The organism is Saccharopolyspora indica, from assembly GCF_027853965.1.
GTDB lineage: Bacteria > Actinomycetota > Actinomycetes > Mycobacteriales > Pseudonocardiaceae > Saccharopolyspora > Saccharopolyspora indica.
Window position 1 is genome coordinate 367,731 of sequence record NZ_JAQGLB010000005.1, and the last position, 12,384, is coordinate 380,114.

The 12,384-nt window shown below is 68.2% G+C and carries 7 protein-coding genes; 1 reads left to right on the forward strand and 6 read right to left on the reverse strand.

The window, feature by feature from the left end:
• Positions 1-92 precede the first annotated feature (92 nt).
• Positions 93-1,151 (forward strand): aldo/keto reductase, encoded by a 1,059-nt coding sequence (locus OU416_RS14775; protein ID WP_270927500.1) that lies wholly within the window; start codon positions 93-95, stop codon positions 1,149-1,151.
• A 55-nt stretch (positions 1,152-1,206) separates the two neighbouring features.
• Here OU416_RS14775 and OU416_RS14780 read toward each other — a convergent pair whose 3' ends face one another.
• The 6 genes from OU416_RS14780 to OU416_RS14805 form a co-directional block, all read right to left on the reverse strand.
• Positions 1,207-2,100, reverse strand: a complete 894-nt coding sequence (locus OU416_RS14780) for a methylenetetrahydrofolate reductase (protein WP_093146400.1) — start codon at positions 2,098-2,100, stop codon at positions 1,207-1,209.
• A 490-nt stretch (positions 2,101-2,590) separates the two neighbouring features.
• On the reverse strand, positions 2,591-4,048 hold the full coding sequence (gene ahcY, locus OU416_RS14785) for an adenosylhomocysteinase (RefSeq protein ID WP_270927501.1): 1,458 nt from the start codon (positions 4,046-4,048) through the stop codon (positions 2,591-2,593).
• 125 nt (positions 4,049-4,173) lie between these two features.
• Positions 4,174-7,740, reverse strand: coding sequence for a methionine synthase (gene metH / locus OU416_RS14790; protein WP_270927502.1), 3,567 nt, complete (start codon positions 7,738-7,740; stop codon positions 4,174-4,176).
• Between the two features lie 21 nt (positions 7,741-7,761).
• A complete protein-coding gene (locus OU416_RS14795) occupies positions 7,762-8,736 on the reverse strand; it encodes a carbohydrate kinase family protein (RefSeq protein WP_270927503.1) in 975 nt (324 codons plus the stop codon).
• A 115-nt stretch (positions 8,737-8,851) separates the two neighbouring features.
• Positions 8,852-10,054, reverse strand: coding sequence for a methionine adenosyltransferase (gene metK, locus OU416_RS14800; protein ID WP_270927504.1), 1,203 nt, complete (start codon positions 10,052-10,054; stop codon positions 8,852-8,854).
• 75 nt (positions 10,055-10,129) lie between these two features.
• Positions 10,130-11,833: a glycine/sarcosine N-methyltransferase gene (locus tag OU416_RS14805; RefSeq protein WP_270927505.1), complete on the reverse strand. Its 1,704-nt coding sequence runs from the start codon at positions 11,831-11,833 to the stop codon at positions 10,130-10,132.
• Positions 11,834-12,384: the final 551 nt, after the last annotated feature.

Below are 12,384 nucleotides of genomic sequence, written 5' to 3' on the forward strand. Positions count from 1 at the left end.
GGCGTTCCCAGGAAGTTCCGCCCCTTATCCCCGGCTCCCGGCGGTCGCAGACTCGGTTTCCGACAACGGACCGAAAGCACGGGAGAAACACCATGTCGCTCACCCTCGACACCTACCGGTTGCTGGGCCGCTCCGGGCTGCGGGTCTCACCGCTGGCGCTGGGCACGGCGACCTTCGGCACCGAGTGGGGCTGGGGCGCGGAGGAGGCCGAGGCGCGCAAGCTGTTCGACACCTACGTCGAGCGCGGCGGCAACTTCATCGACACCGCCAACACCTACACCGAGGGCAGCTCCGAGCGGTTGCTGGGCGAGTTCGCCCGCGACAACCGCGAGAGCCTGGTGCTGGCGACGAAGTACTCGACGCTGCGCAAACCCGGCGACCCGAACTCCGGCGGCGCGCACCGCAAGAGCCTGGTCGCCTCGGTGGAGGCCAGTCTGCGGCGACTGGGCACCGACTACGTCGATCTGCTCTTCCTGCACGTCTGGGACTTCACGACACCGGTCGAGGAGGTCCTGCGCAGCTTGGACGACCTGGTCCGGCAGGGCAAGGTCCTGTACGTGGCGATGTCCAACGCGCCCGCCTGGCAGGTGTCGCGCATGCAGGCGATCGCCGATCTGCGCGGCTGGTCGCCGCTGATCGGGCTGCAGGTCGAGTACAACCTCGTCAACCGGGCCGCGGAGCGCGACCTGATCCCGATGGCGCGGGAGCTGGGCCTGGGCGTGACCCCGTACTCACCGCTGGCGGGCGGCCTGCTCACCGGCAAGTACAGCCGCGCCGACCTGACGGGCGCCGGGTCCGCTGAGAGCGCGCGCAAGAGCTTCAACGCCGGGGTGGGCCTGGTGACCGAGCGCAACCTCACCATCGCCGATGCCGTGCAGGAGGTCGCCGCGGAGCTGGGCCGCACACCCGCCCAGGTCGGGCTGGCCTGGCTCCTGCAGAACCCGGACGTGACGGCGCCGGTCATCGGCGCTCGCACGCCCGAGCAGCTGGAGGGCAACCTGGGCGCGCTGGAGGTCGAGTTCACCACCGCGCAGCTGGACCGCTTGGAGACGGCCAGCTCGATCGAGCTCGGCTACCCGCACGACCTGCTCGCCGGCGACCACATCCGCGCCGTGACCAGGGGCGATCTGCGGATCGAAAGCCGCGGCTGACGCCGAAAGCCCCGCCGCCCGGCGGTCGGACCGGGCGGCGGGGCGGTTCGGCCGGTCAGGCGGCCTTGAGCACGCCGTCGATCAGGCCGAGGTTGGCCAGCACCTCGCGGGTGGCCTTGGCCCGGTTGAGGCTGTAGAAGTGCAGCGCCGGAACGCCTTCGGCGATCAGCTTCTCGCACAGCCGGGTGGTGATCTCCAGGCCCGCCTCCCGGAATCCGGGCGCGTCCTCGCGCAGCGGGTCCAGCACCGCCGACACCTCGTCCGGGATGGTCATGTTGCTCAGCTGGGTGGTCATGCCCAGGACCTTCGGCGTGGTGATCGGCATGACGCCCGGCAGCAGCGGCTGGTGGCAGCCGCGCTGCTCAAGCCGGTCCCGCAGCCGCAGGAAGTACTCCGGTTCCAGGAACATCTGCGCCACCGAGAAGTCCGCCCCGGCCCGCAGCTTGTTGACCATGTGCTCGGTGTCGGACTCCAGGTCCGGCGAACGCGGGTGCAGGTGCGGGAACGCCGCGACGCCCACGCTGAAGTCACCGCACTCGCGCACCAGCCGGACCAGCTCGTCGGCGTAGGTGATGCCCTCCGGGTGCGGGATCCACTCGCCCAGCGGGTCGCCCGGCGGGTCGCCGCGGATGGCCAGCACGTTCGTGATGCCCTCGGCCGCGTACGAGCCGATGACGTGGCGCAGCTCGGCGATCGAGTGGTTCACCCCGGTCAGGTGCGCCACCGGCACCAGCGTGGTGTCCCTGGCGATCCGGCCCGTGGTCCGGACCGTGCGGTCCCGGCTGGATCCGCCCGCGCCGTAGGTCACCGACACGTAGGCGGGGTCCAGCGGCTCCAGCTCCCGGATGGCCCGCCACAGCTGGCGTTCCTCCTCGTCGGTCTTCGGCGGGAAGAACTCCACCGAGAACACCGTCTTGCCGGGGCGCAGCCGGTCGATGACTTTGGTCATTCCTGGCCTCCCTCATTCCCAGCTTGGTCTCGTCAAGCGGCAGAACCGCTCGTCCAGAACAGCAGCACCGCCTCGTCCAGCGGCAGAACCACCTCGTCCAGCGCGGCAGGCGATTTGGCCCGGCCAAGGCCCGTGAGCGTTTTGGGGCGTCATAGCGCCCCAAAACGCTCACGGACACGGAGCCAGCAGCGGCGAGCCGAACGGACAACCAACCACCGTCAGGCAAGCGCCGGAGGCGCTTTCGGCGGTAAACAGCGACCGCGACGCTCGACCGGCACCGATCGCAAGGTGCCGCATGCGCCGCAGGCGCATAGCCCACCCTCGCAACTCGCACCGCCGCGGGTTCTCAGAGGCTTTCTCGCGAGGACAGCCCGGACGCCGCGTACGCCTCGGTACTCAAGTCCGCCGATCCCGGAGTCGAGAAAGCCTCTGAGGTTCCGCTACCCGCACCGCAACGCAGGACGAGCACGGCTCCTTAAAGCCCGAAAACTCAGTAGCGGTAGTGGTCCGGCTTGTAGGGGCCGTCCACGTCCACACCGATGTAGGCCGCCTGCTCCTTGGTCAGCTTGGTGAGCTTGACGCCGAGGGCGTCCAGGTGCAGGCGGGCGACCTTCTCGTCCAGGTGCTTGGGCAGCACGTAGACCTGCTTGTCGTACTCGCCCGGCTTGGTGAACAGCTCGATCTGGGCGATCGTCTGGTTGGTGAAGGAGTTCGACATCACGAAGCTGGGGTGGCCGGTGGCGTTGCCCAGGTTCAGCAGGCGGCCCTCGGACAGCACGATGATCGAGTGCCCGTCCGGGAACGCGAACTCGTGGACCTGCGGCTTGATCTCCTGCTTCTTGATGCCCGGGACCTTCTCCAGGCCGGCCATGTCGATCTCGTTGTCGAAGTGGCCGATGTTGCCCACGATGGCGTTGTGCTTCATCTGCGCCATGTGGTCGGCGGTGATGATGTTGAAGTTGCCGGTCGTGGTGACGAAGATGTCCGCGATCGAGACGACCTCTTCCAGGGTGGTGACCTGGTAGCCGTCCATCGCCGCCTGCAGCGCGCAGATCGGGTCGACCTCGGTGACGATGACGCGGGCGCCCTGGCCGCGCAGCGACTCCGCCGAGCCCTTGCCGACGTCGCCGTAACCGCAGATCACGGCGACCTTGCCGCCGATGAGCACGTCGGTGGCGCGGTTGATGCCGTCGACCAGCGAGTGGCGGCAGCCGTACTTGTTGTCGAACTTCGACTTGGTGACCGAGTCGTTGACGTTGATCGCCGGGAACAGCAGGTCGTCGGTCTTGGCCAGCTCGTAGAGCCGGTGCACACCGGTGGTGGTCTCCTCGGTGACGCCCTTGATGTCCGCGGCCAGGCGGGTGAACCGCTTGGCGTCGGCGGCCAGGCTCTTGCGCAGCGTCTCCAGGAACACCTTGAACTCGTCGGAGTCCTCATCGGTGGCCTGCGGGACCGCACCGGCGGCCTCGAACTCGACGCCCTTGTGCACCAGCATGGTGGCGTCGCCGCCGTCGTCGAGGATCATGTTCGGGCCCTGCTCGCCGAACTGGAACAGCTGGTCGGTGCACCACCAGTAGTCCTCCAGCGTCTCGCCCTTCCAGGCGAACACCGGAATGCCCTCGGGCGCCTCCGGGGTGCCGTTCGGGCCGACGACGATCGCCGCCGCGGCCTCGTCCTGGGTGGAGAAGATGTTGCAGGACACCCAGCGGACCTCGGCGCCCAGCGCGACCAGGGTCTCGATCAGCACGGCGGTCTGCACTGTCATGTGCAGCGAGCCGGCGATCCGCGCGCCCTTCAACGGCTGAGCGGCCGCGTACTCCTCGCGGGTCGCCATCAGGCCCGGCATCTCGTGCTCGGCCAACCGGATCTGGTGCCGCCCGGCCTCGGCCAGCGTCAGATCCCTGACGGCGAACTCCAGGCCGTTGACCTTCTGCAGCTTCGCGCTCATGGCTTCCTTTCTGGTTTCCCGATCTTGTCAGGTCTGGTGGGATCGGGTGTCGAGTTGCAGGGTAGCGCCCTTCCGGTGGCGCCGACCTGCGTCGATCCGTGCTGCTTCTCGGGTGCGGACACCCGTCACGTGTTGAAGTACTTGGCCTCGGGGTGGTGGGCGACGATCGCGTCCGTGGACTGCTCCGGGTGGAGCTGGAACTCCTCGGAGAGCACCACGCCGATGCGCTCGGACTCCAGCAGGTCGACGATCTTGGCCCGGTCCTCGATGTCCGGGCAGGCGCCGTAGCCGAAGGAGTACCGCGCGCCGCGATAACCGAGCTTGAAGAACTCCCGCACGTCCTCGGGGTCCTCCTGGGCCACCGTGCCGCCGCTGGACCAGGCCAGCTCGCGGCGGACCCGGCGGTGCCAGTACTCGGCCAGCGCCTCGGTGAGCTGCACGCTCAGGCCGTGCACCTCCAGGTAGTCCCGGTAGGCGTTCTTGGCGAACAGCTCGTTGGCGTAGTCGGCGATCGGCTGGCCCATGGTGACCAGCTGCATCGGCAGCACGTCCACCTGGCCGGTCTGCTCGGCCTGCTCCCGGGTGCGGAAGAAGTCGGACAGGCACAGCCTGCGGTCGCGCTTCTGCCGCGGGAAGAAGAACCGGCAGCGCTCCGGGGCGTCGGGCTCCTCCTTGTCCAGCACGACGAGGTGGTTGCCCTCGGTCACGCACGGGAAGTAGCCGTAGACCACCGCCGCGTGCTGCAGGATGCCCGCGGTGGACAGCTCGTCGATCCAGTGCCGCAGCCGCGGCCTGCCCTCGGTCTCCACCAGCTCCTCGTAGGAGGGGCCTTCGCCCTTCTTGGCGCCGCGCAGGCCCCACTGGCCGAAGAACGTGGCCCGCTCGTCCAGCAGCGCCAGGTAGTCGGCGACCGCGACGCCCTTGACCACCTTCGAGCCCCAGAACGGCGGGGTCGGCACCGGCGAGTCGGTGGCCACGTCGGACCGCGTGGTGTCGTCGTAGCCGGGTTCCTCGCCCTGCTCGGCCTTGCGCTTCTCGGCGATGCGCAGCGAGCGCTCGCGGCGGGCCTTGCGCTCGGCCTTCTTGGCCTCCTCGGCGGCGTCCTCCTCGGGGCTGTCGCCGCGCTTGATGGCCATCAGCCGGTCCATCAGGTGCAGGCCCTCGAAGGCGTCCTTGGCGTAGCGCACGTCGCCCTGGTAGACCTCGTCCAGGTCGTGCTCGACGAAGGACCTGGTCAGGGCCGCACCGCCGAGCATCACCGGGTACTTGCCGGCGAGGCCCCTGGAGTTCATCTCCTCCAGGTTCTCCTTCATGATCACCGTGGACTTCACCAGCAGCCCGGACATGCCGATGGCGTCGACCTGGTGCTCCTCGGCGGCTTCGAGGATGGCGCCGATCGGCTGCTTGATGCCGATGTTGACCACGTCGTAGCCGTTGTTGGAGACGATGATGTCGACCAGGTTCTTGCCGATGTCGTGCACATCGCCCTTGACCGTGGCCAGCAGCAGCCTGCCCTTGCCGCCGGAGTCGTCCTTCTCCATGTGCGGTTCCAGGTGCGCCACCGCGGCCTTCATCACCTCGGCGGACTGCAGCACGAACGGCAGCTGCATCTGCCCGGAGCCGAACAGGTCGCCGACGACCTTCATGCCCGCCAGCAGGTTCTCGTTGATGATCTGCAGCGGCGCCTTCTCGGCCATCGCCGCCTGCAGGTCGTCCTCCAGGCCGTTGCGCTCGCCGTCGACGATCCGCCGCTCCAGCCGCTCGAACAGCGGCAGCTTCGCGAGCTCCTCGGCGCGCGAGGCGCTGCTGGACTTCGCGGTCTGGCCCTCGAAGAGCTCCATGAGCTTCTGCAGCGGGTCGTAGCCCTCGCGGCGCCGGTCGTAGACCAGGTCCAGCGCGACGTCGCGCGCCTCCTCGTCGATCTTGCTCATCGGCAGGATCTTGGAGGCGTTGAGGATCGCGGTGTCCAGCCCGGCTTCCCGGCACTCGTTGAGGAACACCGAGTTGAGCACCTGCCGCGCCGCCGGGTTGAGCCCGAAGGACACGTTGGACAGGCCCAGCGTGGTCTGCACCCGCGGGTGGCGGGCCTTGAGCTCCCGGATCGCGTTGATGGTCTCGATGGCGTCCTTGCGGACCTCCTCCTGACCGGTGGTGATCGGGAAGACCAGGCAGTCGATGATGATCGCGGACTCGTCCAGACCCCAGTTGGTGGTCATGTCCTCGATCAGCCGCTCGGCGACCCGCAGCTTCCACTCCGCGGTGCGGGCCTGCCCCTCCTCGTCGATGCAGGTCACCACGACGGTGGCGCCGTGCTCGACGGCCATCCGCATGACCCGCTCGTACCGGGAGCCCGGCTCGTGGCCGTCCTCCCAGTTGACCGAGTTGATCGCGCAGCGGCCACCGAGGTGCTCCAGCCCGGCCTCGATGACCTCCGGCTCGGTGGAGTCGACCATGATCGGCAGCGTCGAGGCGGTGGCCAGCCGCGAGGCCAGCTCCCGCATGTCGGCGGTGCCGTCCCGGCCCACGTAGTCCACGCACAGGTCGAGCATGTGCGCGCCTTCGCGGGTCTGGGCCTTGGCGATCTCCACGCAGTCGTCGTAGCGGCCCTCCAGCATGGCCTCGCGGAAGGCCTTGGAGCCGTTGGTGTTGGTCCGCTCGCCGACGTTGAGGATCGAGGCGTCCTGCTCGAAGGGCACCGACTGGTACACCGAGGAGACCGACGGGACGTGCTCCGGGGTGCGCGGCGCGGGGGTGATCTCGCGGACCGCTTCGGCCACCGCGCGCACGTGCTCGGTGGTGGTGCCGCAGCAGCCGCCGACCAGCCGTGCGCCGTAGTCGTTGACGAACCCGACCAGCGCCTCGGCCAGCTCGTCGGGCTGCAGCGGGTAGACCGCGCCGTTGGGGCCCAGCTCGGGCAGGCCGGCGTTGGGCATCACCGACAGCGGGATCCGGGAGTTCTGCGCCAGCACCCGCAGGTGCTCGCTCATCTCCGCCGGACCGGTCGCGCAGTTCATCCCGATCAGGTCGATGCCCAGCGGTTCCAGCGCGGTCAGCGCCGCGCCGATCTCCGAGCCGACCAGCATGGTGCCGGTGGTCTCCACGGTGACCTGCGCGATGATCGGCACGTGCCGCCCGGTCTGGGCCATCGCCCGCTTGGCGGCGACGATCGAGGCCTTGGTCTGCAGCAGGTCCTGCGAGGTCTCGACCAGCACCGCGTCGATGCCGCCGTCGAGCATGCCCAGGACCTGCTCCAGGTAGGCGTCGCGCAGCTGCGCGTAGGGCGCGTGCCCCAGCGTCGGCAGCTTGGTGCCCGGGCCGACCGAGCCCAGCACGAACCGCGGCCGGTCCGCGGTGGCGTACTCGTCGGCCGCCTCGCGGGCCAGCACCGTGCCCTTCTCGGCCAGCTCCCGGATGCGCTCCGGGATGTCGTACTCGGCGAGGTTGGCCCAGTTCGCGCCGAAGGTGTTGGTCTCGATCGCGTCCGAGCCCGCCTCCAGGTAGCCCCGGTAGATCGAGGACACCACGTCGGGCCGGGTCACGTTGAGGATCTCGTTGCAGCCCTCCAGGTTGGCGAAGTCGTCCAACGTCAGGTCGAAGCCCTGCAACGCGGTGCCCATGCCGCCGTCGGCGACGAGGACGCGCTCGCCGAGGGCGGTCAGGAACCCGCTCGGATCGTTCTGCCGGTCTGCCATGCCGTGCCTACTCCCCGTTGCTCAGCGGAGCTTCGCCCCGACCTCGCCCGCCGCCACGTCACCGTAGGCCTCGGCGATCCGGGCGAGGAACGAGTCGCGCTCGACCTGGTACTCCTGCGGGCCGTCGGCTTCCAGCGAAACGGTCGCCAACGTGCAACCTAGCTGCAACGAACGCTCAACTCCCAGATCGTGGGACAGACCGGCCAGGAACCCGGCCCGCAGCGCGTCGCCGACGCCGGTCGGGTCGCCCTTCTGCTTCTCCTTGGGCGGGACGACCTCGGCGGTGGGCTGCGAGTTGGACTCCACCTGGACGCCCTTCGGGCCCAGCGTCGTCACCCAGCTGCCGACCCGGGCGAGCACCTCGTCGTGGCTCCAGCCGGTGCTCTGCAGCAGCAGGCCGTGCTCGTACTCGTTGGTGAACAGGTACTCGGCGCCCTCGACCAGCTTGCGGATCCCGTCGCCGTCCATCCGGGCCAGCTGCTGGCCGGGGTCGGCGATGAACCGGTAGCCGCGGTCCCGGCACTCCTGGGTGTGCCGCAGCATCGCGTCCGGGTCGTTGGCGGAGACGACCACCACGTCCAGCCCGCCGACCCGGTCGGCGACCGGCTTGAGCTCGATGTCGCGGGCCTCGGACATCGCACCGGCGTAGAAGGAGGCGATCTGGTTGAAGTCGGTGTCGGTGGTGCACAGGAACCGGGCGGTGTGCTTGGTCTCCGAGACGTGCACCGATGCGGTGTCCACGCCGTGGCGCTCCAGCCACGAGCGGTAGTCGTCGAAGTCGCGGCCGACGGCGCCGACCAGGATCGAGCCGACGCCCAGCTGCCCGAGGCCGAAGGTGATGTTCGGCGCCACCCCGCCGCGGCGCAACACCAGCTCGTCGACCAGGAACGACAGCGACACCTGCTCCAGGCGGTCGGCGACGAGCTGCTCGGTGAACCTACCGGGGTAGGTCATCAGGTGGTCGGTGGCGATGGATCCGGTCACCGCAATCCGCACTGCACTACTCCTTAACCGGGGGGCGGGTCGCCCCGAAGCTCCCATGGACGACCGGCGCGCCGGACTGCGGGGCGCAGTTGCCCGCGCCCCGCAGTCCGCGCTCCGGCGATCGTTCTCAGATGCCGGCGGCGCTCTTCAGCGCCTCGGCGCGGTCGGTGCGCTCCCACGGCAGGTCGACGTCGCTGCGCCCGAAATGACCGTACGCCGCGGTCGGCGCGTAAATCGGGCGCAGGAGGTCCAGGTCACGCACGATGGCGGCCGGGCGCAGGTCGAAGACCTCGTTGATCGCGGCCTGGATCTTGACCGGGTCGACGTTCTCGGTGCCGAAGGTCTCCACGAACAGGCCCACCGGGGCGGCCTTGCCGATCGCGTAGGCCACCTGCACCTCGATCCGGCTGGCCAGCCCGGCCGCGATGGCGTTCTTCGCCACCCAGCGCATCGCGTAGGCCGCCGAGCGGTCCACCTTCGACGGGTCCTTGCCGGAGAACGCGCCGCCGCCGTGGCGGGCCATGCCGCCGTAGGTGTCGACGATGATCTTCCGGCCGGTCAGGCCCGCGTCGCCCATCGGACCGCCGACCACGAACCGGCCGGTCGGGTTGACCAGCAGCCGCGTGTCGCCGGAGTCCAGCCCGACCCGCTCGATCTCCGGGTCGATGACCTTCTCCTTGATGTCCCCGGCCAGCATGCCCTCGATGTCGATGTCGGCGGCGTGCTGCGTCGAGAGCACCACGGTGTCCAGCCGAACCGCCTGGTCACCGGCGTACTCGATGGTCACCTGGGTCTTGCCGTCCGGGCGCAGGTACGGCAGCACGCCGTCCTTGCGGACCTTGGTCAGCCGCCGCGACAGGCGGTGCGCCAGCGCGATCGGCAGCGGCATCAGCTCGTCGGTGTCGGTGCAGGCGTAGCCGAACATCAGGCCCTGGTCGCCGGCGCCCTGCTTATCGATCTCGTCGTCGGCGCCTTCGACGCGCGCTTCGTGCGCGGTGTCCACGCCCTGCGCGATGTCCGGCGACTGCGAGCCGATCGCGACGTTGACGCCGCAGGACGCGCCGTCGAAGCCCTTCGCGGAGGAGTCGTAGCCGATCTCCAGGATCTTCTCCCGGACGATGGTCGGGATGTCGGCGTAGGCAGCGGTGGTCACCTCACCGGCGACGTGCACCTGACCGGTGGTCACCAGGGTCTCGACCGCGACGCGCGACCTGGGGTCCTGGGCCAACAACGCGTCCAACACGGCGTCGCTGATCGCATCGCAGATCTTGTCCGGGTGTCCCTCGGTCACCGACTCACTGGTGAACAACCTGCGGTTGATCTCACTCACGACTGCTCCTCACCTCACACTGCTGCGGCATTGATCCTTGCGTACGGTGGTGACCATTTACGGCACCGGGGGGTCTCAGGCCCGGGCGTGGATGATGCCCCATGCCAGGTTGCCCGCCTTACCACCCGAGACCCAGTTCTTCAGACCGGTCTTCATCTTGGCCCGGTACTCGTCGCTGATCTTCTCCGAGAGTTCTGACTCCCTGCTCTCGAGAACCTCCAGCACTCGTCCGTAGTGGATCGGCAGGAACTCGGTCAGGTCGTCGAACTCGAAGCTCTGCAGCCCCAGCCGGGCCAGCTCGCGGCGGTAGAAGGAGGGCGAGCCCATGGTCTCCAGGCTGAGCCGGTCCAGGATCGGTCCGAGGTCCTGCACCTTGGCGCCGTCGGCGGCCATCGGGTCGGTGAACAGGAAGGAACCGCCGCGCTTGAGCACGCGGGTCACCTCTTCCAGCACCCGCTCCCGGTCGCCGCTGTGCAGGATCGCGTCCTGCGACCAGACGATGTCGAAGGCGTTGTCCTGGAACGGGATGTCCTCGAAGGAACCGTCCTTGACCTCGATCAGCTCGTCGAGGCCCGCGGCCCGGTTGAACTCCGCGTTGCGGGCGTTCTCCACCTCGCTGAGGTTCAGGCAGGACACCTTGCAGCCGTAGGTGGCCGCCAGGTGCCGGGCCGCACCGCCGTAGCCGGAGCCGATGTCGAGGATCCGGGTGTCCGGGGTGATCTCGACCTTGGCCGCCATCCGCTCCACGGTCCGGCGGGACGCGGCGTCGATGTCCTCGTCCGGCGTCTCGTAGATGCCGACGTGGATGTCGTTGCCGCCCCACACGTGGTAGTAGAAGTTGTCCGCGTCCGCCGAGTTGTAGTAGTCGCGGGCGGTGTGCACCGCGGTGGAGTAGACGTCGGAGAGCTCCTCGTCCGGCCGGTACTTCTTCTCCGCGACGTGGATGAAGAAGTCCGGTTCGGCGTCGTGGTAGGTCTCCTGGAAGTCGCCGTAGGTGTCGATCCGCTGGAACCCGACCTCGCGCATGAGCCTGCGGACGTAGTTCTTCCGCAGCGGGTACATGTTCAGGAAGAATTCAGATTTGTCCGGGAACGTGTACTTGAAGCGGGCCAGTCCCTCGTCGATGTAATCCGGCTCAGCGGAAACGTCCTCACCCGCGTAGTAGTAGGTGTGCTTCGAGGAAAATCCGCTGTCCAGAATCGAGTCGTAATTTCGCTGGTCGATGATCAGCACGCCGTCGTGCTTGAGCATCGCGTAGAACTCGGCGAGCGCTTTGCGCCGGTCCCGTTCGGAGAACAGGTGGGTGAACGAATTTCCCAGACAGACGATCGCGTCGTATTCGCCGTGGACGTCACGATTCAGCCAGCGCCAATCCGCGTGCACGACGCGCAGGATGTGCCCGCCGTAGGTCAGCCCGTTGCTGAAGGCCTTGGCCAGCATCTGCGGGCTGCCGTCGGCGCTGACCGCGTCGAAGCCCTCCTCCAGCAACCGCACCGAGTGGAAACCGGTGCCGGTGGCCACGTCGAGCACCGAGCGCACACCACGGGCCTTGAGCTGGTCGATGAAGAACGAGCCCTCGCTCTCGTAGCGCTTCTTCCAGTCGATGAGCTCGTCCCACTTCTCCACGAAGCTGCCGACGTACTCGTGGGTGTAGTGGTCCGACTCCCGCACATCCAACGGATTCTCGCCGAACACCTGCTCCTCGCGCGCCACCAGGTCGGCGGTATCCGGAGTTCCGGAGCCTGCGCTGGAGTCCAGGTCGTCCACGCTCTTGGCCATGCTTCACTCCCACCACTCACGTTGGTCATGCACCACCGGACACAACTCGAGCACGCGAAAAATCCGCACCCGAGCTCGTCCGTGGCCGTGCCGGGTCGCCACTGCGAAAAAGGCAACACCTCAGACCGGCGCGGGCAGCCGAGAAACGCTCAAGGCCGCAATCACGAGCGCCGGTCGCACTCGATCGGCATCTTTGCCGATCAGCGCTGACGCGGAATTCCTGCGTCGGTTAACTAACCTAGGCGAAGGAGATCTCAAAGCAAGCGTACGAACGTGTGACGCTAATCACCGGAATGCGATGATAGCGTGATTCGAAAAGTCACCCTGGGTGAATGAATGCGCTGCCACCAGCGCCGATTCAGACCATTTGCGCGGAGGGTAACGATTGGGCACGTGCAGATCGTCACGAAGTTGTGTACAATCCGCGCCAATCCGCTTACCACGACAACTGAATACTCCGCAACCCGCGTGTCGATAAGAATTCGAAAATGAGGCGACACGGCGGTTGACCGCTTCCCTTTTCAGCGATTCCATCGCGGCGCGGACCCAGG